This window comes from Nocardia sp. NPDC051321 (genome assembly GCF_044455225.1).
Lineage (GTDB): Bacteria > Actinomycetota > Actinomycetes > Mycobacteriales > Mycobacteriaceae > Nocardia.
The window spans coordinates 1-20,353 of record NZ_JBITEM010000004.1; the positions used below are offsets into that span (position 1 = coordinate 1).

The 20,353-nt window shown below is 65.7% G+C and carries 24 protein-coding genes; 22 read left to right on the top strand and 2 right to left on the bottom strand.

The annotated features are described in order from the left end of the window. Positions 1-718 precede the first annotated feature (718 nt). Complete coding sequence (locus ACIA8C_RS09690; RefSeq protein ID WP_397132839.1) at positions 719-1,324, top strand: hypothetical protein; 606 nt, start codon at positions 719-721, stop codon at positions 1,322-1,324. Between the two features lie 61 nt (positions 1,325-1,385). On the opposite strand, the gene ACIA8C_RS09695 is transcribed toward ACIA8C_RS09690, so the two are convergent. After that, positions 1,386-1,853, bottom strand: coding sequence for a hypothetical protein (locus tag ACIA8C_RS09695; protein ID WP_397132841.1), 468 nt, complete (start codon positions 1,851-1,853; stop codon positions 1,386-1,388). Positions 1,854-2,033: 180 nt separating this feature from the next. Beyond that, positions 2,034-3,014, bottom strand: a complete 981-nt coding sequence (locus ACIA8C_RS09700) for an alpha/beta hydrolase (RefSeq protein WP_397132843.1) — start codon at positions 3,012-3,014, stop codon at positions 2,034-2,036. Positions 3,015-3,638: 624 nt separating this feature from the next. Here ACIA8C_RS09700 and ACIA8C_RS09705 point away from each other — a divergent pair. The 21 genes from ACIA8C_RS09705 to ACIA8C_RS09805 all read left to right on the top strand — a co-directional run bounded on the left by ACIA8C_RS09705 (position 3,639) and on the right by ACIA8C_RS09805 (position 20,115). Continuing rightward, the gene (locus ACIA8C_RS09705; RefSeq protein ID WP_397132845.1) at positions 3,639-4,001 is read left to right on the top strand and encodes a hypothetical protein; all 363 of its coding nucleotides are present in this window, start codon (positions 3,639-3,641) and stop codon (positions 3,999-4,001) included. A gap of 642 nt (positions 4,002-4,643) precedes the next feature. Continuing rightward, positions 4,644-5,480: a hypothetical protein gene (locus ACIA8C_RS09710; protein WP_397132846.1), complete on the top strand. Its 837-nt coding sequence runs from the start codon at positions 4,644-4,646 to the stop codon at positions 5,478-5,480. Beyond that, positions 5,468-6,286 carry a class II glutamine amidotransferase gene (locus tag ACIA8C_RS09715; protein WP_397132848.1) on the top strand — a complete coding sequence of 273 codons (819 nt, stop codon included), beginning with the start codon at positions 5,468-5,470 and terminating at the stop codon, positions 6,284-6,286. The genes ACIA8C_RS09710 and ACIA8C_RS09715 overlap by 13 nt, the downstream gene beginning before the upstream one ends. A 92-nt stretch (positions 6,287-6,378) precedes the next feature. Continuing rightward, entirely contained in the window at positions 6,379-7,599 is a 1,221-nt protein-coding gene (locus ACIA8C_RS09720; protein WP_397132850.1) for a hypothetical protein, read from the top strand. After that, positions 7,587-8,339, top strand: a complete 753-nt coding sequence (locus ACIA8C_RS09725; protein WP_397132852.1) for a hypothetical protein — start codon at positions 7,587-7,589, stop codon at positions 8,337-8,339. The genes ACIA8C_RS09720 and ACIA8C_RS09725 overlap by 13 nt, the downstream gene beginning before the upstream one ends. Positions 8,340-8,414: 75 nt before the next feature. After that, positions 8,415-8,672, top strand: coding sequence for a hypothetical protein (locus ACIA8C_RS09730; RefSeq protein WP_397132853.1), 258 nt, complete (start codon positions 8,415-8,417; stop codon positions 8,670-8,672). 11 nt (positions 8,673-8,683) lie between these two features. Then, positions 8,684-9,100 carry a hypothetical protein gene (locus tag ACIA8C_RS09735; RefSeq protein WP_397132855.1) on the top strand — a complete coding sequence of 139 codons (417 nt, stop codon included), beginning with the start codon at positions 8,684-8,686 and terminating at the stop codon, positions 9,098-9,100. Next, the gene (locus tag ACIA8C_RS09740) at positions 9,097-9,666 is read left to right on the top strand and encodes a hypothetical protein (protein WP_397132857.1); all 570 of its coding nucleotides are present in this window, start codon (positions 9,097-9,099) and stop codon (positions 9,664-9,666) included. Before ACIA8C_RS09735 ends, ACIA8C_RS09740 begins: the two co-directional genes overlap by 4 nt. Positions 9,667-9,921: 255 nt before the next feature. After that, entirely contained in the window at positions 9,922-10,599 is a 678-nt protein-coding gene (locus tag ACIA8C_RS09745; protein ID WP_397132859.1) for a hypothetical protein, read from the top strand. Between the two features lie 34 nt (positions 10,600-10,633). Beyond that, entirely contained in the window at positions 10,634-11,143 is a 510-nt protein-coding gene (locus tag ACIA8C_RS09750) for a TIGR04338 family metallohydrolase (protein ID WP_397132861.1), read from the top strand. Between the two features lie 32 nt (positions 11,144-11,175). Continuing rightward, positions 11,176-11,304 carry a hypothetical protein gene (locus ACIA8C_RS09755; RefSeq protein WP_397132863.1) on the top strand — a complete coding sequence of 43 codons (129 nt, stop codon included), beginning with the start codon at positions 11,176-11,178 and terminating at the stop codon, positions 11,302-11,304. Continuing rightward, positions 11,301-12,173, top strand: a complete 873-nt coding sequence (locus ACIA8C_RS09760) for a bifunctional DNA primase/polymerase (protein WP_397132865.1) — start codon at positions 11,301-11,303, stop codon at positions 12,171-12,173. The genes ACIA8C_RS09755 and ACIA8C_RS09760 overlap by 4 nt, the downstream gene beginning before the upstream one ends. 161 nt (positions 12,174-12,334) lie before the next feature. Further along, positions 12,335-13,435 carry a DUF4192 domain-containing protein gene (locus ACIA8C_RS09765; RefSeq protein ID WP_397132867.1) on the top strand — a complete coding sequence of 367 codons (1,101 nt, stop codon included), beginning with the start codon at positions 12,335-12,337 and terminating at the stop codon, positions 13,433-13,435. A gap of 57 nt (positions 13,436-13,492) precedes the next feature. Then, positions 13,493-14,200, top strand: a complete 708-nt coding sequence (locus tag ACIA8C_RS09770; protein WP_397132869.1) for a hypothetical protein — start codon at positions 13,493-13,495, stop codon at positions 14,198-14,200. A gap of 58 nt (positions 14,201-14,258) precedes the next feature. Continuing rightward, a complete protein-coding gene (locus ACIA8C_RS09775) occupies positions 14,259-14,714 on the top strand; it encodes an XF1762 family protein (RefSeq protein WP_397132871.1) in 456 nt (151 codons plus the stop codon). Between the two features lie 122 nt (positions 14,715-14,836). Further along, positions 14,837-15,163, top strand: a complete 327-nt coding sequence (locus ACIA8C_RS09780; protein ID WP_397132873.1) for a hypothetical protein — start codon at positions 14,837-14,839, stop codon at positions 15,161-15,163. 145 nt (positions 15,164-15,308) lie between these two features. Then, on the top strand, positions 15,309-16,373 hold the full coding sequence (locus tag ACIA8C_RS09785; protein WP_397132875.1) for a DUF4192 domain-containing protein: 1,065 nt from the start codon (positions 15,309-15,311) through the stop codon (positions 16,371-16,373). A 152-nt stretch (positions 16,374-16,525) separates the two neighbouring features. Further along, positions 16,526-17,434: a DNA-processing protein DprA gene (gene dprA / locus ACIA8C_RS09790; protein WP_397132877.1), complete on the top strand. Its 909-nt coding sequence runs from the start codon at positions 16,526-16,528 to the stop codon at positions 17,432-17,434. A gap of 115 nt (positions 17,435-17,549) precedes the next feature. Continuing rightward, positions 17,550-18,092 (top strand): hypothetical protein, encoded by a 543-nt coding sequence (locus tag ACIA8C_RS09795; protein WP_397132879.1) that lies wholly within the window; start codon positions 17,550-17,552, stop codon positions 18,090-18,092. Further along, the gene (locus ACIA8C_RS09800; RefSeq protein ID WP_397132881.1) at positions 18,085-18,321 is read left to right on the top strand and encodes a hypothetical protein; all 237 of its coding nucleotides are present in this window, start codon (positions 18,085-18,087) and stop codon (positions 18,319-18,321) included. Before ACIA8C_RS09795 ends, ACIA8C_RS09800 begins: the two co-directional genes overlap by 8 nt. Positions 18,322-18,432: 111 nt before the next feature. Continuing rightward, positions 18,433-20,115 (top strand): hypothetical protein, encoded by a 1,683-nt coding sequence (locus ACIA8C_RS09805; RefSeq protein WP_397132883.1) that lies wholly within the window; start codon positions 18,433-18,435, stop codon positions 20,113-20,115. Positions 20,116-20,353 lie beyond the last annotated feature (238 nt).

Here is a 20,353-nt window from a genome sequence, read left to right on the forward strand (position 1 = left end):
AGCCCCCAGGAGGAGCGGAATCTCAAAACTGTGGCGGATCCGCCACAGCATCGTCAACCATTCTGAGATTCCGACACGAGTTCTGAGACCCTACACGACCGCTACTAGCGGCGAGGTAGGCCAGGACACCTGCGGACACATGCGACGCCGCACGGAACCAGCCGCGCCCCGAGGCGCGTCAGAACTTCATGACCGAACCTCCCGACCCCGATGCGGACTGGACTCCACTGTTCGAGGGATACACCGTTGACGGCCTGGCAAGCCAGTGCCAGCTATGGCACGAGTGGATGCAGGGCACGTACTTCTCAAGCAAGGCAAGCCGAAGAGTCCCATTCGAGAACAACCCCGATCGACATTCCGGGGAGGGGGAAGCGGATCGGGGCTGACAACACGTTTCCCAGCGTGCTCGGCGTACCCCTCGGCCGAGTGGAGTGCTCACACCATCTAGACCTCTAGGCACAAGCTAGGACTCGCGTCTGATCATCGGCTTGGCGCGCCACGGGATGTCTTCGTTCAGTCGCACCCTGGCAGGCTGTCGAATCCTGCCGAGCAAGGAGTCTTAGTGAAGACGCCTTTTCACCGGACGGGGCTGCGGCCCCTCGACAGACATCGTCGAAAGGTGTTCTATATCACAAGAAGTCAACGCTTCGTATCGCAGAATCCACCTACCGCCACAGATGATCCGAGCCCACCCACGGCTCGGGAGAGGGGCGCTCGTATGGAGATCGACATCTCGTGTCCCCGCTGCGGTCACGATGACAGCGTCCAGATGGTTCCCTCGGCGTACGCCGAGGGGGTATCCAGCAGCTACGGCTCCAACTTCACCACCGGTGTGGGCTTCACCTCGAGCGGTGTGGTGCCGGTCGTGGGGACCACGACGATCGAACGAACGCACACGACGGCACTGGCCCAGAGTCTGTCTCCGGCGCCCGCGCAACGACCGGTAGGGCGGCCCTTGGCCATCGGACTCCTGCTACTCGTCCCGGATCTCCTCGCGCTGTTCCCGATGACACTCGTCATCCTGCAACCCGACGACGTCGGATTGCTGCCGACGCTCTTCGGTGTGGCCTTCTTCCTTGGCGCATTGGCTTTGCCGTCGGCCGTAGCGTTCTGTCTCGCGATCGGCAGGATTCGCTTCAATAACCGAACCTCGCGGGGGCGCTGTGCGGCCCTTGCGGTGTGGAGTTCGGGGGTCTATTGCCACCGGTGTGGTGTGGCATTCTGGCCACTGTCACCGGCACCGAACATCCCCGCTCGGCAAGCCTACGCACCGGAGCATTTCCGCTGGTTCGTCTGGAACGCCGGAAACTACGTCAACGCGTGACCGACCCCAACCACCAACCAGCGCAATAGCAACGCAGCCAAGCCAGGCTCTCCAGCCTCATTCAGTGATTTGCCGATTGCCCTGGCGTCGGCACCGTGTCGCTGCGTGATCGGGCAGTCGAGTCGCTAGTCGTTTGGCTCGACGATTCGGCTTCCGGGGTTGCCTGGCCACCGCGCTCGGAGGGGCCGCTTTCCTGGATAGCGCTGCGGGCAGCGGAGATCAGTTGCCGTGCTTGCCGTGGTGTGATTTCCAGCAGTTCGGCGACATCGTCGTCGCTTTGACCTTCCGCACGCAGAGCGGCAGCGGCGGCAGCCTGTTCGGCGCGATAACCTGCCAGTTCCTCCTCGGCGCGGGCTCTCAGCTGCTGCATCTGCTGCCGGAAGGACTCGAGGTCGCGATCGCGCTTGCTTTCACACGCGTCGATGGCTACCCAGGCCGCGACGTATTGCTTCACCGCTGCGGTGATCGCCTTTTCGCGTTGGCGAGCCTGAGCCCGGCGCGCTTCGACGCGTTCGCGGTTTCGTTCCAAGCGTTGGGACGCTTCGGGGTGGCGCGGTGGGCGTGGTGAGGGTTTCGATTGTGGATTCGGCATGACAGGGCTCCTGATCGACCCGTCCACCTGATTCTCTCGTCCACCAGCGTACCGATCATTGGGCCGCTGGCTTGACTGGTCGAACCAACCAAGCCAGTGCGACCTCTGATGGTTGGGTCAGTTGGTGAGCCAGTCCATCCAGTCCCGCACGGCCGCTTGGTATTCGGGTGCACCGGAGGAGAGATTGATCATGTCCCCGCCGTCGTGGAGGACGTAGGTGCGAAGTTGCGCCGCAGGGCTGTAAAACTGTGATTCGACGGCGTAGAGGGTGGCGGCGTCGCGGCATATCGGACCGCATCCGAGCCGGTCCTGGCTGCCTGCTGCGAGCAGAACCGGCACGCTGATGTGGGAGGTGGCGCCGGGCAGCGTGGCGACAAGTCCGTCGGGCCATTCGGTCAGCGAGAAGCGATCCTTGGTTCTCTCCGAGGTCTCGATCACCGCGGGGTCATCGTGGGGGCCGAAAAAGTTGCGGACCGCTTCGGGAGCCTCCATTGCCAGAGTCAGCCAACCAGCTTCGCTCCCCCGGAACGCAGGATCGTCGGGGGCGTGACGAAATGTCTTGGCTGAGTCCAGCGCGACGAGCGGGTCCACCACATGCGAGTATCCAGTGAGCAGCACACCGTCGACATCCTGATATGTGGCAGACTCGAGCACACTCACCCCAGATCCCAGCGCGTTGCCGCCGAGGACGACCGTCTCGAACGGGCCGAGGCCCGCTAGACCGTTTCGCAGGGCCTGCACTGCGGTATGGACTCCCTCCGCATCATTGGATGCGGTGACCGTCCAAAACGGTGGTGTCGAGGATTGCCCGTTACCTAGGCGGTCCAGCGCCAGGGTCGCATAGCCAGCGGAGTTCATCGCGCGGGCGAACGAGTAGACCTCGGGTTGGTACGGAAAGTCCCAGTACACGGCGTTCGCGCCAGACCCCGAGGTCAGAACCATGACCGCCTTTGCTTCACCGACAGGCATGCATAGCGATCCTGCGATAGCGCCACCCGGGGCAGTGAACGACGCTGTCTGGCAGTTCCGCGCGATGTCCGCGTGGGCGGTCCCGCTCAACGCGTCCATGACTGCCGTCGCGATCAGCACCAGCACCATCGGTACGCGCACACGCCAGCCAAAGCGGCGCTTTAGGCGCTTACGGAGTAGCACCCAACAAGGTTGTGCCTGTTCACGATTGCCCGCGGACGGTTGGCAAATGGGCAAGTGGCATTGCGAACGCGGGAACGTAGTCGAACTTCGTGACGGCATGACGGGCTCCTGGATCGACCCGTCAACTGATTCTCTCGCCCACCACCGTACGCGCCTTATCAGCTCTTCTGTGCGCCTGACGCGATCAGCGCCCCGCTCGAACGATTCAATGCGGCCCTGGCCGAGGCGTTCAACCATGTCGTTGACATGTACGTCACCCTCGCGCTGAACCGCAATTCTGGGCTGTTCGGGCCAGTGCACTGCGATCAGCCCGCCAAGCGGGAGTCGATCACGAGCTTGTAAGCCGCGATCTGGACCGCCTTCGGATGAAGCGATGGACCGGGCTCGACAGGGCCGTTGCCACCTCGTGCATCCGGATGCCATCGAGACGATCGCCGCCAACTTCGCGAGCGTGCCGATTCAACGGCCCCGAGCTTCCGGCGTCACCACACGTTCCGCTCAGCGGTATGCCGTGTGAACCGATTCCGCGGTGTGGGTTTCCTCCTGTTCCTACTGTGTGAAAGGAGTTTCGTGACGTGCATTCGCGACCTCACTCGCAAGTACCACGCTGAACTGGCGCTCGTGTCGAGGTACACCATCGGGCCGGCGCAGGTCGAATCCTCTGGCGGTGGCTTTCATGGCATCGGCGGAGAACTGTCCAACGGTCTGACGGTGTGGGTGTCCAATGACGAGATGGAGGGCCACGACGACACCGACAACGCCCAGTGGACCGTCGGCCTTCATCTCGGGGGTGGCTATGTCGGCCGTATCGAAACCGGTTCTCTCGCTGAGCAACTCGCCATCGCTGCCGCGCTAACCATCGAGCAGGTCCGCGCCCTCGAAACCGGCTCGCGAGGCTTTACTGTTCTGCCGGACCAGATCATCGTTTCCTGACCATCGCGGCATACCTTCGCGCCGCCTCGCGCGTACCGCGAACGGTCGGTCGAAAAACCGGTGACGGCAATGATTCTCGTCCCGATCGCACACCGATGTGAGCCGCCGATGCGGCCCTGAACAGCGTCCACATCGTTGCTCGCCTGTAGTACATGTCGGATCCGAGGTCCGTCCGCTGCTGGTGCGCCGCTCTCGTAGTCCGTGACGTCCAACCCTCAACGCCAGGCCCCGCGCGTTCGCGCCGGACCTGGCGTTGTTTCGTTTTTGGAAGGTGGTCTCGCCATGCCTGCTCCCATTCTGTCTCCGCCGTTGTGTGTCTTGTGTGCCTCGCCCGATTTGGACCATGGGCATTCGATCGAGGCTCAGCCGGTCTGCGCGCGGTGCTTTCCACGAGTGACGCGCTGCGATAGCTGCCTCGCCCCTGTGCTGTCTCTGCGTACTACCGCGGAGGGGCATCTGTTGTGCGGCGGCTGCACGACCAGCTGGAGTGCCTGCTCGTCGTGCCGGATGTTGACCAGCCCGCACTTGCGCACCGACGCCGATGAGGCGCTGTGCTCACGGTGCGCTGGGGTGTTCTTCGATCTGTGCGGGCGGTGCAGCCGGTTCAGCGCGAACAGCCGTTACGTTTCCGGCGGAACCCGTGTGTGCACCCGCTGCGCGCGCAACTACGCCAGTTGTGTCGACTGCGGCACCCTTCTGCGCGACGGTGGTCACTGCGACAGTTGCGATCGACCGGCGCACGTCTGGAACTACAGCTACAAGCCCGATCCCCGCTTCCATGGTGAGGGTCCGCTGTATCTGGGTCTGGAACTCGAAGTCGTTGTCCCCGACCACTACTACTCCCGGTGCGTGCGCGTGGCCTGCGACCAGCTCGGCGCGTTGGGCTATCTCAAGCAGGATTCCTCGATCCAGCCCTGCGGGTTCGAGATCGTCACCCATCCCATGTCCTATCGCCACGCCATTGAGGAGTTCCCGTGGCGGCTGCTGGGCGACCTCGACGAGCTGGGGTGTGAAACCGATACCAGTGTCGGATTGCACGTGCACGCCAGTCGTGACGGATTCGACTCCCCTGCCCATGTCTACCGGTGGATGAAGCTGTTGTACCGCAACGAGTCCGCGGTCTCGACGATCGCGCGCCGCCGCTCGCATTTCGCGCCGTTCGACCGGATCGCCAGGGAACGGGTCAAAGACACCGCGAAGGGCAACCTCTACGCCCTCGGGTTGAACCGGTATCAGGCGATCAACCCGTATCCCCAAAAGACGCTGGAGTTGCGGGTGTTCGCGAGCTCGCTGCAGGTTCAGCAGGTCCAGGCGGCGTTGGCGTTCACCGCTGCCTCCATCGACTACACCCGCGGCTTGGATGTGGCCGCCGTGCGGGCCGGCGCGTGGGAATGGCCGCGTTTCGCCGAATGGGTGCGTAATCAGCCCGACTACCAGCCGCTGGCCGCGGAGATGGAGGAACTCGCATGTGCCTGCTGACCTATTTCCCCGCCGGAATCGCCCCCGACCCGCAGGCCCTGTTGACCGGTGCCGACACCAATCCGCACGGCCACGGCTTCGCCGTCATCGCCGAGGGCCACATCATCGTCGGGCACGGCATGAACCCCGAGACAGTCATCGATCAGTTCACCGCCGTCCGGGCCCACCACCCCGGGCGAGCCGCGCTGTTTCATTCCCGCTATGCCACCCACGGGGTGCGCAGCCTTCAGAATTGTCACCCCTTCGCACTCGGCGGGGATCGGCGAACGGTGTTGGCGCACAACGGTGTCCTGCCAAAGCGCGTTCATCCGGGCCCCTATGATCCGCGTTCGGATACCCGCATCGCCGCCGAGGACTATTTGCCGGGGGCGCCGTTCGGGTCGATCGACACCCACCGTGGCGCACGTGGGCTCGCCTCGTGGCTGGGCACCAGCAAACTGCTCATCCTCACCGTCGATCCCGCTTACCGCCACAGCGCCTACCTCTTCGGTGAGCGGGCTGGTCAGTGGGACAACGGAATCTGGTATTCCAACACCAGCTACCGGCCGTTCCTCACACGATGGCCAGCACACATGCGTCCACTTATGTGCTGGTACTGCGAAGAACTCAACACCGACCGCACGAACCGATACTGCGGCAAATGCGGGTGGTGCTTCGACTGCGAAGCCGTCTTCCCCGACTGCGAATGCCCCGACCGCGCATCCACCGAGCAAGCCCCGCCGTCTGATCGCACACCGGCGCAGCCACAGCGTGCCCTCGCATCGGTGACCCATCACCGATCCCGTCCTCGATCCACCGCCACCTGAACAACCCTCCCGCTGATTCGTCCCCAGAACCCCGTGCGCAGCCACTCGCGCTGCACATGGGGTTCTTTCGTTCCGTCGAAAGGCGTTGTGTCATGCCCGCATCCACGCTGGTCGAACCGTTGTGCTCGGACTGTTCACGCCCTCTCACCGCAACCACCGTGACCACGATCGAGGGTGAACGGTTGTGCCCGGACTGCACCACCGACGTCGGGGTCTGCCACGGGTGCGACGAGCCCACCCGCACTCTGCATCCCACCACCGCTGCCACCCTGTTGTGCGCGCGGTGTGTGTCCGGCTGGACCCCGTGCGCGGACTGCGCTGATTACACCCGCGATATCCGCACCCTGCTCGATGGCCGCCCCGGACGCCATGACCGCAGCGTCTGCGAGAGCTGCGTCGACTCCTACGCCACCTGCGATGACTGCGGACATCGCACCACCGAGACCTTCCGCGTCGAGGGCGGCGACGACGTGTGCCGCATTTGCTGCGAGGACGACTACCACGAATGCGCTGAGTGCTACACCCTCATCTCCTACAACGACACCTACTGCGAAAACTGCTCGCCCGTCGAGCACGACGCGGTCCACAGCTACGACTACAAACCCAGTCCTGTATTCCACGGCGACGGGCCGCTGTTCCTCGGTCTGGAACTGGAAATCAAAACCCCCGAACGTCGATTTGAAGACGCCGTCGATACCGCGGTCGACCACATCGGCGAGCTGGCTTATCTCAAAGAAGACAGCTCGATCCACCCGTGCGGATTCGAGCTGGTGACCCACCCGATGAGCCACGAGTACGCGCGTACCCGGTTCCCGTGGCAGCTACTGAACCGGTTGCGGTTGCTGGGCTGCTACACCGACACCGACGTCGGCATCCATGTCCACCTCTCCCGGGCCGGATTCGACTCACCCGTCCACATCTACCGGTGGTTGAAGTTCATCTACCGCAACGAAATCCCGATCACCACACTGGCGCGGCGGTCCTCGAGCTGGGCGGTGTTTTCTAAAGACGCCCGTTCGAGCGTGATCCATTACGCCCACGGCGACCGCTATGCCGATCGCTACGAGGCCGTCAATGTGCGCCCACCCGCCACCTTCGAGCTGCGGATCTTCGCCAGTTCCCTGCAACCCCAACAGGTTCAGGCCGCGCTGGCCTTCGCTGCCGGGTCGGTCGAATACACCCGCCGTCTCACCCCCGCCGACATCGCGCGCTACCGGGGCTGGGAGTGGACCGCGTTCACCACCTGGTTGCGCGGGCGCCCGGAATATTCACCACTTCTCGCCGAACTGGAGGACCTCGCATGTGCATCCTGACCTTCATCAAACCCGGCGCCAACCCCGACCTCGACGCCCTGCGCGGCGGCGCGGTCGCCAACCCGCACGGACACGGATACGCGATCATCACCGGCGACACCATCACCGTCGGCCGCGACATGGACCCCGACGCCGTCATCGCCGAATTCGCTGCTGTACGTGCACAATTCCCCGACGGCCCGGCCCTGTTCCATTCCCGTCTGGCCACCCACGGCCTGCCAGCGGTGGAGAACTGTCACCCCTTCCTCGTGGGCGGGGACGCGCGAACAGTGCTCGCGCACAACGGGATCCTGCCCCCGCAAGTGCACCCCGGCCCGGCCGATCCGCGTTCGGATACCCGCATCGCCGCTGAGGAGTTGCTGCCGCGTCAGCCGTTCGGGTCGCTGGATTCCTGGGACGGACGCGAACGGCTCGAACGCTGGCTGGGCACCGACAAGATGGTGCTGCTCACCGTCGACCCCGCCTACCGCCACCACGCCTACATCTTCAACGAACGCCACGGGCATTGGGACCAGGGCAGCTGGTACTCCAACCACTCCTACCTGCAAGCGATGTGGGCCAGCGATGGTGATTGGGGTTTCTGCGAGCACTGCGGTGTCTACGACGAGGACCCGCTGGGCCCGCACTGCGCGTTCTGCGGCTACTGCGCCGACTGCTCGGCGATCTATCCCCGCTGCGAATGCCCGGCCCTGGAAGGCCAGGAACGCTACGCCGACCTGTTCGACCTCGAACCCGCCTAATCCCCTCCACCCACCACGAAACGCCAAGTCGCGGTGGCCCTCTCGCCCCCGCCCGATGGAAGGCACCGAACTGCGATGAAACAGAACCTCAATCTCGCCAGCATCTTCGCGCGGCTGCGCGACATCCACGGCCAGCCGGTCATCGCCAGCACCGACGGTAGCCGGGTCCGGCTGCTCATCCACGAGAGCCACGACGCGCACAGTGGCTGGCACTACACCGATCTCGCCCCGGCCGCCGCCGATGAACTCGCCGTGGCCCTGATCGCTCGCTCGGGGCCTCAATCGGACCGCGGCCTCCCCCGCTGGTTCACCCGCTTCGGGGTCCGGCGGTGAGAGGCCCGTGGGTGCCTCCACAGGACGCGACCGAATCCGAACCCCAGTTCCTGCGCCGGGTGCTCAAAGGCATCGACCACTGGTTCGTCGGCGGCGCCACCGGCGATGACCCCGGCGACCCGCGCCAACTTCTGATCAGCCGCCTGGCCGCCCTCGACCACGCCTCCGGCCATCAGGACGACGAGGGTGCCGAGACCGATCCGGTGGTCGAACTTCTCGGTACCGAACTGCACCGGCTCCAGCACTGCCGCGCCCAGGCCACCGTCCTCACCCGGGGCGGGTTCCGCCATGACGGTGTGCGCGTCAAAGCCGTGCACCGCCACCACACCGTCCTGCACTACGACAACGACAAGCTCGGATTCCTGCTCCCGCTGGCATTCATCGAATCCGTGCAGCAACTCCCCCGATCCATCTCCGAAAGGACATGACTCGTGAACAACACCACACCGCCGCGGCCACCCTCTCACCGAGGCCGATGGACCCCGCGGTGAACGCTGATTTGACCCGCTATTGCGCCCGGATACGTCACGATCCCCGATACGAGCGCGATCTGCTCGATAACGTCCGCACCGTCGATCACGTCGTGATCGCCGGATATCACGCGGCCTTCGCCGTCGAGCCCCGCCCAGCCACCGTCCTGACACCGTTCTCCGGGCTGGACCTGGCCCAGGCCTACGCCGAACACCTTCCGGTGATGGCGCTGGTGCGGGTGGAGCACGCCACCCGAGTCGTCATCACCAATGACGACGGAACCAGCCGAACCGGCTGGCAAGACGATACTTTCGGATTTCTTCCGACCGGGATCAGCTGGTATCTCGCGCCCACCACGCTCGACCACGAGCGCCGCTGCGTCATTGCCGGAGGGCGATGGCGTGGCGGTGGCCGGCAAGGCGTGCTCTCGCGCTCGGTGACCACCCACGCACCCGGCGTACCCACTGTCGTCGATCTCCACGACCACGACCCCCACTCCGGAACCCGCTGGCCACCACCGTGATCGGTACCGGCAAGGACCTGCTGGCCTGGATCGAGGCGAACCTTCCCACTCTCGACGAGCAGTGCTACGGGCCCTGGCAAGCCGAACCCCCGTGTCCAGGTTCGGTTTTCGCCGACCTCGAGGTGCGCATCCACCGCGCGGGAACCACCGACCGTGTCGCCGCTATCACCTTGTCGGCCGCACCCCACCACGACCGGGCTCATTGCTGCCCTGCGGAGCCCGAACTGCTTCGCCCCCACATGATTCGAGGTGTCCATGACTGAGTCCACACCCGCACCGGCTGGCGCCGCGCGCCCGTCGATCCCTGACCGTTTGGCCGACGCCCCGCGCTCGGGGGGCCTGGTGGTCCCCTACATCACACTGACCCACCGCGACCGGACCCGCCCGGTGTGGGGCAAGGTCCACGCCCCGACCCAGCGCCGGGTCTGGCGCCAGAAGTTGTGTCAGATCTGCGGGCATCCCTTGCTCGACTGGGTGGTGGTGTATCTGCGGCCCTCCGACTATGGGCGAGGTATCGGCGTAGAACCCGGGATGCACCCCGAATGCGCCCACTATTCCGCCTCCGCGTGCCCGGTGCTGGCCGGTCGTCTCGACCGCTACCACCCGGATCCCGACCGCCACCTCAGCGCGTGTGGCGACACTCGGTGTGGCTGCCGGATCTGGAGGCGCGTCACCGACGAGCCGTCCCATCTCGCGGGCCAGCCTGCCGAAGCCTGGTACGAGGGATGGCTTCCGCTCTCGGACTACACCGTCGTCACCGACCACGGCAACGACACGACCCCACCCATCACCGGGGTCGATGTCCGTGAGGTGCGGTTGCGCAAGCTGCGCAGAATCCGCGCCTCCGCGGCGGGCGGTGAGCAGTCCATGGATCTTCTCGCCATGATTATCGCCGGGCGAAAGGTCTTCGGCTACGGCGAGGACCTCCAGTGATCGGCAACGGTCACCCGGCTCCGGGTGTGCTGCCGTGACCAGGGTGGCGTTGCGCGACATCCATCGCAGCCGGGTCTATCGCGCTGAACAACGACTGTGGAATTTGCTCGATGACGCCGACCACACCGGCGAGCGCACCGTCGAGCTGTTCGGCACCCGGATCTGCCTACCGGTGGAAAAACGCATGCCCGACATCGACGCGGTGGCCGCCTACCTCGACGGAGTCCTGGCCCTGCGCGCGGTGCGCCGCCGCTACAGCAGAGCCGGACTGCCCCTCACCGTCCGTGCCCGCCGCGGTGCCCGCGCCCATGGCCACTACGAACCCACCACAGCGACCATCGCGATTTCCATGCACGACCCACACGCCGTGCGGGAACTGCTGCTGCTGCACGAACTGGCACACCATCTGCAACCGCCCGTCTCCACCGGGCACGGACCCGAATTCTGCCGCGCCTACAGCGATCTCATCCACAACGTGATGACACCCGAGACCGCGTGGCTCCTGCGTGCCTGCCTCACCAGCGAAGGCGCTCGCTGCCGATAGCCACCGAATGCGTCGACCAGCAAAGGAGCATCATGGATTTACTCGACACCGCCCGCGCGGACGACACAACCGAATTCACACCCCGCCTCATCGCTCGCGAAGCCGTCAATCCGGTCTATACCATCGCCGGGCACCATCACATCGACCGACGCCCGCAGTGAACACCGCCGTCACCCTGTCAGAGACCGCCCTGCTCGATGCCGCAATCGATAACGCGGGCCGCGGATTTCACATCTTTCCTCTGCACCCGGGCACCAAGGTCCCCGTGATCGAACACTGGCAGGACAAAGCCACCCGCGACCTGGACCGCATCCGGCGGTGGTGGCGGCGCTGGCCCAGCGACAACGTCGCCGCCGCCTGCCTGCCCTCGGGCTTGCACGTGCTCGACCTCGATACACGCCACGGCCACCGCTCCTCACCCCGGCCGTCACTCGATCCCGACGGCCGCGACGCATTGGCCAAGCTGGCCGCTCAACACCACCAGCCACTTCCCATCCCCACCTACACGGTGCAAACGCCCTCGACGGGTCTGCACCTGTACTACCGCGCGCCCCCAACACCGGTGCTGCGCAACACGATCGCCCGGCTCGGTCCCCACATCGACAGCCGCGGCAGCGGCGGCTACGTCGTGGCCGCCGGATCGGTACTACCCCACGGCACTTACCAGCTCCTCGACGATCGCCCACCGATCTCCCTGCCGAGCTGGCTCACCGAACTTCTCGCCCCACCACCGGCAGCTCACCCACCACAGACCGGCATCGCCGTGCACCATCCCGATGCCTACATCCAGGCCGCTGTGTCGAACCAATGCGCCCGTATCCGCAACGCGCGCACCGGCACCCGCCATCGCGAGGTCCTGCTGGCGGCCAACAGCCTCGGCCGACTCGTCGGCGCAGGTCTGCTCGGCTACATCCACGCCGAGACCGCGCTGCTCGATGCCACCGCAGTGCATGTCGGGGTCGACGACTTCACCGCCGCCGAAGCACATCGCACCATCGCTGACGGACTGACCTACGCCGCACGGTCCTGACCAAACGGAGAACTGCGATGCCGTTGCCCCGTTGCGCCTGCTTCCTTCGGTGCGCGCCGATCTGCCCTGACTAGAACCGCTGCCCGGCAGACCATCCCGCACCACCCGGCGCACGCGAGCCGAGCTCGAACCCCAATCGCCTTCTGCCCCGAGGAGATTCGATGCCTCCGATCCACGACCCCGGTGCCTTTCTCGCCGAGTTCCTGTCCCAGCTTCACCGGTCACAGCACCGCACCGTATTCCTGCTTCCCATCCGCACCGACACCAGCGACCGTGATGTCGAGATGTATGTCGATTTGTATCGCGGCGTGACGTTGTACTCCACCGGCCAGGATCTGGGATTGGCCGACGAGAACATCGCCACCACACCGATCCTGGCCCACTGCGCCGACCTGTGTGGGCGAGATCGCCCGGACGCGGTAGCCGTGATCATCGTCGATGATCCCCGACCGGATCGCGCCGCCCCCCGCCGCGCGCACCGGGACTTGATCACCCGGTTGCGAGGGCAACTGCACGCCGACGGCGTCGTACTGCTCGATGCATGGATCGTCACCGGCATCGCTCCAGGACAGCAATGGCAGAGCTTGATCGACAACCGCGCTGGTGTCTTGCCCGCGACACCCGCGCTCGTGATCGCCCAAGTCCAGAACCTCGCACCCGCACCCGATCCGATACCGGCGGAGCTGTCCTGCGATTCAGATCTGGTCGCTGAGGTCAACCGCGCATTACGGGCACTCAACCAAGCCCGCGACGCCACCCAAGCCCTCGGCGTCTACACCGCGCCCTCGAGGCCAGAGCTTCTTCGGTGGGTTATCGATCGACTCCGAGCCGTCCTGCGTGGAGTCACGCTCACCGCCGAGGACCTCGCACGGGTGGAGGTCGCGATGCGTAGCGAAACCGTCCGCCGATGCCTGTTCGCCCTCTCGTCAGGACCCCACGGTCCACGCACGCAACCACTATGGACCCAGCTGATCCGGGGGCTTCCCACGCCGCGCCGCGCGCAGGCCGCGTTGCAGTTGGCCGTCAGCGCATACGTCCAAGGCGATTTCGACCAGGCACTGGCCGCCCTGCGCATCGTGCTCACCGACGACCGCAACGAACCAACTGGGCGCACCCTGGCCGATGCGGTCGCGACGTCGGTTCCCGCCGAGGTGATCCGCACCCAGCTTGCACCTGGCTACAACCTGGCCGTCGAACTCGGCGTCGATCTCACCCTCGACCCAACCGACGAGGACCCCACCGTGGCTCCCCCAACGGACTGATTCGTCGCCGCACCGCGCGGTCTGCGAACTACCCGTCGATCACCTCAGGAGTGCCCCATGCCCTACACCGACATCGTCGACCGGTTCACCGTCTTCGACATCCTCCACGACTTCGATCATCACTTCGACCCCAATCGGATCATCGCCACCGACCTGACCGCGGTCGAGGCCCTGGCCCTGCTCCGACACCGCAGTGCCGAAACCGCCGCAGAACCTGGAGGTGAGCTGGTCGAGATGTGGAACCACGCAGTCGTGACAAACATCGGCTACCCCCGGCCGGTATTGGTGAATGTCATCCGGCCGGTACGCGAGCACAACCGTGACGACCTCGAGCATCTGCTGCGCACCAGCCTGCGCATGCAGTGGCCCAACGCACAATTCACCGTTGTCCCGCCCCCGTTCGCCGACGCCGCCGTGGAATGGGTCGACGGCCCCCAACCGAACACGGTGGACTTCTTTGTCCGCGGGTGGTTTCCGATCGACCATCCCCTCGGTGCCAGCTTCGGGCTGCGTCGGCACTTGAGCCCGCAGGCGTGGCCGCAGATCACCGACCGTGCCGAGCCCGCGCTCGGGTTGACGGTGCCGCGCACCCGCTTTGGGGCCATCGACTGGTCCGCCGCTCACGCGATCCGGATTCCGGCGCCGGTGCGTATCGGATACCTCGACACGAGCAAGTACGCAGGCGACTACACCGAGTGGGGTCTCGACGAGGTCTTGCGCATGCTGGCCGACTACATCGACTTCACCGATTCCCGCCGCCGATAAGTCTCCGCCTCCTGGCACTGCGAACCTCCGATGCCGCCGAGCTGGTGAACCCGGACACATGACCGCCCCCACCACGTTGTTTCTGTGCCCGGTGTCGTTTGCCGAGGCGTGTGACTTCGTCACCGCGCATCATCGCCACCTCCGGCCGCCGGTGGGACACAAGTTCTCCCTCGGCGTCACCGATGGTGAGGTACTCGTCGGGGTGGCCATCGTCGGTCGGCCCGTCGCCCGACATCTCGATGACGGCCGCACCCTCGAAGTCACTCGCACCGCCACCGATGGCACCCGCAATGCCAACAGCATGCTGCTCGCCGCAGCATGGCGCGCGGCGAAGGCGCTGGGGTTCACCCGGTTGATCACCTACACCCGCCGCAGCGAGTCCGGCAGCTCGCTGCGCGCGGCCGGGTATCGGGTTCTGGCACAACGTTCAGCGCGTCGTGGCTGGAACTGTCCGTCCCGGCCTCGACTCGACCATCCCGCAGGAATCCAACGCACCCTCTGGGAAGCGGGCTGACATCCAAGCCGACAGCAGGGTCCTTGCCGCAGTGCGCGATTGACCCCGCACTTGACCTCGGCCGCTCATCTGCTCCGTGTGCGAACGCACCCAACTATCGAATAGCCAAGGGAGGTAAGACGGTGCCGAAACCCAGCTGGAATGAATACGCCGTGATGCTGGCCGACCTCTACCGCGGTGAGATCGATTTTCTGATCGATCGCGGTCATGAGTCGGTCGAGATCTCTTGGCGTGGTAGCTCTAACACCGCGATCCGCGCCTCGACGGCCGACGGATTTCTGCTCGCGACCAACGCGTGTGGTAGCAGCGAATTGGCCAATGCGACTCGCGCGCGCGAGCCGTGGTTCCTGTGCCGGTACCGCGGGGCCGACGGCGACGCACCGGTGATTCTCGGCCAGGGCAGCAGCGCCGATTTCGCGATCGCCTACCGGCAGGCAATGGGCCTGTGATTCCGCGCAGCTTTCGGCACTGCCCACCGCCCTGATCGCACAACATCCGATCACCTGCATCCGCTCGTGGCCGGCGCGGGTTCACGCGGTTCACCCATGTCTCATGTCGTGCGTGTCTGAATTCGATTCTGCCCCAGGAGGCTTCATGCCCACGATCGAGAACCCCGGCATCTTCATCGCCCACTACCTCGCCGCTGCTCCCCAGCCACCGCGCCGGTCTGTGGTGCTGGTGGCGGCCCAACGGCTCGAGTGTTGGCCCGACACACACATGCGTGGCGGAATGGCAATCCTCACCGATCTCTACCTCAGCTGTGATGACCGATTGGCCGGAGACTATCTGGCGACGACACCGATCCTCGCGCGCGCGAGGCAGTTCTGCCAGCAGTTCCAACCCGACGCGGTCGCGGTCGTCATCATCGATGACCCGCGACCGAACCGCCCGGTGCCGCGCGAATCCCACCGCGAGCTGGTGAGACTGCTCGGTGACCGGTTACGTGAGACCGGCACCGAACTGCTCGACGCCTGGATCCTCAGTGACACCGTGCCTGGGCAACAGTGGACCAGTCTGCTCGACGGAGACACCGGAACCCTGCCCGTAGTCCCCACCGACAACTCTGATCTGGCTGCCACGCAACCCTTCCCGCAAATCAGTGAGACTCACCAGTTCCTCGAACAAGACCCGGACCTCACCGGCCAGGTCCAAGCGCACCTGGCCGATATTCGCGCCAGCGACGCCGAAACACTGGCTGCCATTGGGGAGGGTGTCGATTCCATGGCTCGTCGACGTGAGCAGTTGCGGTTCGTGCTGACCCGGATCTATGCCGCCGATTCCGGTGCGTATCTCTCGGCCGAGGATTTGGCGCAGGTGGCGATCATCTTGGGCGAGGAGACGATTCGCACCTGTCTGTATGCGCTGGCGACCGGTCCGCGCGGCGGATCATGTCTGCCGATGTGGAGCCAGCTGGTGCGGGCGCTGCCCGCACCCGAGCGCACGCAGGCCGCGATGCTGTTCGCGGTCACCGCCTACACCGACGGCGACACCGCCCTGTCCACCACCGCTATCGACATCGCGCTCGCTGACGAGCCCACCAATTCCGCGGCGGTGACACTCTCGACCGCCCTCGCGTGCTCCGTGCCGCCGGAAAAGATCCGCGCACTGTTCCGGCGTGGGTACGCCACCGCCGCCGAACTCGGTATCGACCTCGACTGATCCACGCACACCGTCGGCACCGAGAGATCCGACTGGGCCGATCCACGCCTGCACGGTGCTTGCCCGTGCCCTTCTGATCAAGGAGCTCCCATGAACGCACCTGCACGCCCGCGTCATTCGGTTGTCCTTCACGCTGTGGTGGTGATGCCGTGATGTCAGATGAGCGGCAACTGATGTGGGCCACCCTCGCTCGGGCGGCGTTGACCGCACCGAGCCAGGTCCGCTCGTTGATCAGCCAGGTCGGGCCCGAGCAGGCCGCGTACATGCTCACCACGCGTGGCACCCTGATCGAGATGCGCAGCGATCTGCGCGATGCCGCCCGCCGCGACCTCGACCGCAGCGCGGCGTCCGGGGGCTACCTCGTGACCCCCGACGATCCTTCTTGGCCCGCGCGACGACTGGCCGACCTCGACGCCGAACACCTCGACACCACCGCACCGATAGCGCTGTGGACCCAGGGCAGCAGCCGGGTGGAACTGTTCGCCCACAACACCATCGGCATCGTCGGTGCTCGTGCCGCCACCGACTATGGCCGTCGCGTGAGCGCCGATATCTCCGGCGAACTCGCCGCCCGCGGTTGGACCATTGTCAGCGGCGGGGCGTTTGGTGTCGACTACGAGGCTCATCGCGCCGCCCTGGTCCATGGCGGGATCACGATCGCGGTCCTGCCGAGCGGGCTCGATCGCCCGTATCCGCACGCGCATGCGGACTTGTTCACCGAAATCGCCATTTCCGGATTGCTGCTCAGCCAGTACCCACCGCGAACACCAGTGACCAGGAGTCAATTCCTCGCACGCAATCGCCTCGTCGCCGCCCTCTCGCGTGCACTGGCCATTCCCGAATCCGGACAGCGCGGCGGAACCCGCAATACCGTGCGATGGGCGATCAAACTCGCCCGCCCAGTCTTCGCCGTGCCGGGCCCGATCCACTCCGCGGCCTCAGCGGGCTGCCACGCGATGATCCGCGACGGCGAAGCCGAACTGATCACCAGCGCCACCCAGATCCTCGACAGCCTCACCCCGCCCGCGCACTTCACCCCCGCGTCCTCGAGCACCTGTTAGAGCCACCGTCGCTGCGCATCACCGCACCCACCCTGACTCCCGTTTCGCGCCGTCGGGTGAAAGCCGTGCCGATCGTGACCCTGACGACACGGGGTCGTGTCTGGGTGCACCTTCGATGAAAGGAGTCTTCGTCTTGGGGCAGTTCTTCAACGCGGTTTTTCTCGCGCCGGACTCCGAGGAGATCCTCGGCGTGACGTTCAGTCGAGTCCTCAAGATCAGCGAGTCCGGAGTGTTCCGCTACCACTGCGTCCGGCCGATCGAATCGGTCGAGCGGTTGCTCACCGAACCAGTCCGCGTGGTCTGGGCTGGCGATGACGCCGACCCCGAAACCGATCATCCCGACCCGACCAACCTGCACATGAGGGGACTCGATGCTCCCAGCTTGCCCCGCCTCGAGCAGGGACCGGTTGCACGCTATCTGCTCAACCATGACCGACGCCGCTACGTCGACAAAAGCCCGGCCGACAACCAGCGTTGGCACGTCCATCCCCTCGTCATCCTGACCGCCGAGGGCTGGTACGAGGGCGGCGACCACATCGGGGATTGGGCGCGCGAGCGCATCTCCGTTGCCGACACCGTCCCCGCAGGCTTCGAAGAACTGGCCTTCACCTACACCTACCCAATCCCCTTGCTGACGAAGGAGACCGGTCATGTCTGACATCGCTGCTGTCGAGACCCTCACCCGCGAGCAGTACCTGCGGCGCCAGTACCACGCCACCGCCGGGCCCAGCACCGAAATCGAGGACACCGCTGTGCTGGAACGCTGGCGCTCTCAACAGCCGGATTGGCGTGGCAAGTACTGGACGCTCACCCCCGACGAGGACGAGGTGTTGCGGCTGCACCCGATCAACGTCGCCGCACGACGCGCCACTACTCCAGCGGCCTGACACCAAGCCCCCGGGCTCGATCCCGGGTCGTGTTCTTCACTGCCCATTTTCGGCGGGGCAGCCCATCGTGTCTGGTGGGCTGCCCCGCCGTCTGTCTTCGAAGGAGTATCTATGTCTGACACCGAAACCGGCACCGCCACCGCAGTCCTCGACCGAGATACCGCGACAGAAATCGACACCGTCCCGGTCAACGAACCGGCCGACGCGAATGATCCACCCGCGGATCTGCCCGCGATCGAGGCCAAGTACATGAAGCCCTCCGAGCTGGTGATCGATGAGAACGTCCGCGAGAGCTTCCGGATCGAGGACCATCCTCTGCAGGTCGCCTCGATCAAGGAACGTGGGGTGAAGGATCCGATCAACGCGATCCGTGAGGCCGACGGCTCGGTACACGCCGTGGACGGTCAGGTCCGCCTCCTCATCGCACTCGCGCTCAAGATACGGGTGGTCCCGGTGTTCATCGTCGCCGCGCCGGTCGGGCTCAACGACACCGAACGTCGTATCGAGCGGATCTTCGATCAGATCAACTTCAACGAGCGCCGGATCCCACTGACCGACGCCGACTACGCCGGTGGAATTACCCTCGCCCTCGACCTCGGCGCGAGCGTGCCCCGCGTCGCCAAGGCGTTGCAAACCTCCCGCGAAACCGTCAAGGCCAACGCGAAGATCGGGGCGTCTCCGACCGCGAAGGCATTGCTGGAGACCGATCAGTTCAGCTTCGATCAACTCGCGGTGATCGGCCACTACGAAACACTCGGCGATACCGAGGCCGTGGAGCGGCTCAACAAGTGCACCCGCTCCGGCTTCGCGCACGAGGTCCAGCTCATCCTGGCCGAACGCGCCGCCGAACGCTCGTACCTCGAAGCCGCACTGCCCTACAGCGCGTACGGGTTCGGCATCCTCACTACTGAGCCCGACACCAGCAGCGCTGAGGCGGAGTTCGTTCCGGCCGAACTCCTGGTGACCGCCGACGGCGAACCGGTCACCGCGGAGTTGGTCAACACCGACCCGACCCGGTGGGTGGTGTATCTGCACCGCGACGAGGACGGGCAACTGGTCGAGAAGAACACCGGCGCGATCGTCGAGCCCGAGGCGGTGGACTGGGACACCCAGGACAACACCGACGCAGCCCCGGCTCCAGGTCTGCTCCACGCCGATCTTGTCGAGCATCGTGAGCGGTGGGTGCCGTTCTGCTACCTGCCCGCCGATCAGTTGCCCGACAGCGGTTTCCAACTGCTCGCAGCCACGGCCGATCCCTCCGATGACAAGAGCGTTGACGAGATCGCGCGCGCGGAGTCGAACGCCGAGGCGGCCAGGCAGGCCGCGGCTGATCGTGAGCAGGCCCGGCTGAAGCGGGCGCGGGTCGAACAACTCAACATCCGCGGAGTCGCGGCCGCCGAACGGCGTGACGGCGTGCTACTGAACTTCCTCAGCCGCCGCACCCCGCACACCGCGGCCTCTCGATACGTTGCCGAATCCATGGCGAACCGACTCGGCATGAACGATCTGGGCAAGACCCTGCACCTGCTCGGAGTCGGCGGCACCCGCGACGCGTTGATCAAGGCCATCCGGGCTGCGACACCGGCGCGCGCATGGGTCATCGTCACCGCGATGATCGTGGCCCGCCACGAGAACAGCCTCGATAAGTCGCTGTGGCGCAACCACACTCCCGACACCGAACGGTATCTGCACTTCCTGGCCGAAGCCGCCGCCGGACTCGACTACACCCTCTCCGATGTCGAGCAAGCCGCCGCGGGCGATATCGACTACCGCGAAATCGATCTCGCCGCCTGACCCGTACCCGCACGCCTAGCTGGCGTCCTTCATGACTGCCAGCTAGGCGTTGGTATGCCCCAGCACCGGCCGGGCGTGCCGGTGACCACCGTGGACATCGCCCGGCGCACCACCACCATCCCCGCTGCTTAGGCATCGCCGACGACGGCGCATGCACCCCCAGCGGCACAGCCGCCAGATCGCCCTCTGCCCGCGCAGAGGCGGCCAGCGCGCGCTGGTGCGTCGAGCCGGGGTCCGC

Bases quoted from the DNA above. Each gene is read 5' to 3' on its own strand.
- ACIA8C_RS09690 (WP_397132839.1), top strand. From the start codon at position 719: ATGGAGATCGACATCTCGTGTCCCCGCTGCGGTCACGATGACAGCGTC.
- ACIA8C_RS09700 (WP_397132843.1), bottom strand. From the start codon at position 3,014: ATGGTGCTGGTGCTGATCGCGACGGCAGTCATGGACGCGTTGAGCGGG.
- ACIA8C_RS09715 (WP_397132848.1), top strand. From the start codon at position 5,468: ATGTGCCTGCTGACCTATTTCCCCGCCGGAATCGCCCCCGACCCGCAG.
- ACIA8C_RS09720 (WP_397132850.1), top strand. From the start codon at position 6,379: ATGCCCGCATCCACGCTGGTCGAACCGTTGTGCTCGGACTGTTCACGC.
- ACIA8C_RS09725 (WP_397132852.1), top strand. From the start codon at position 7,587: ATGTGCATCCTGACCTTCATCAAACCCGGCGCCAACCCCGACCTCGAC.
- ACIA8C_RS09730 (WP_397132853.1), top strand. From the start codon at position 8,415: ATGAAACAGAACCTCAATCTCGCCAGCATCTTCGCGCGGCTGCGCGAC.
- ACIA8C_RS09740 (WP_397132857.1), top strand. From the start codon at position 9,097: ATGACTCGTGAACAACACCACACCGCCGCGGCCACCCTCTCACCGAGG.
- ACIA8C_RS09745 (WP_397132859.1), top strand. From the start codon at position 9,922: ATGACTGAGTCCACACCCGCACCGGCTGGCGCCGCGCGCCCGTCGATC.
- ACIA8C_RS09755 (WP_397132863.1), top strand. From the start codon at position 11,176: ATGGATTTACTCGACACCGCCCGCGCGGACGACACAACCGAATTCACA.
- ACIA8C_RS09765 (WP_397132867.1), top strand. From the start codon at position 12,335: ATGCCTCCGATCCACGACCCCGGTGCCTTTCTCGCCGAGTTCCTGTCC.
- ACIA8C_RS09770 (WP_397132869.1), top strand. From the start codon at position 13,493: ATGCCCTACACCGACATCGTCGACCGGTTCACCGTCTTCGACATCCTC.
- ACIA8C_RS09775 (WP_397132871.1), top strand. From the start codon at position 14,259: ATGACCGCCCCCACCACGTTGTTTCTGTGCCCGGTGTCGTTTGCCGAG.
- ACIA8C_RS09785 (WP_397132875.1), top strand. From the start codon at position 15,309: ATGCCCACGATCGAGAACCCCGGCATCTTCATCGCCCACTACCTCGCC.
- dprA (WP_397132877.1), top strand. From the start codon at position 16,526: ATGTCAGATGAGCGGCAACTGATGTGGGCCACCCTCGCTCGGGCGGCG.
- ACIA8C_RS09795 (WP_397132879.1), top strand. From the start codon at position 17,550: ATGAAAGGAGTCTTCGTCTTGGGGCAGTTCTTCAACGCGGTTTTTCTC.
- ACIA8C_RS09800 (WP_397132881.1), top strand. From the start codon at position 18,085: ATGTCTGACATCGCTGCTGTCGAGACCCTCACCCGCGAGCAGTACCTG.
- ACIA8C_RS09805 (WP_397132883.1), top strand. From the start codon at position 18,433: ATGTCTGACACCGAAACCGGCACCGCCACCGCAGTCCTCGACCGAGAT.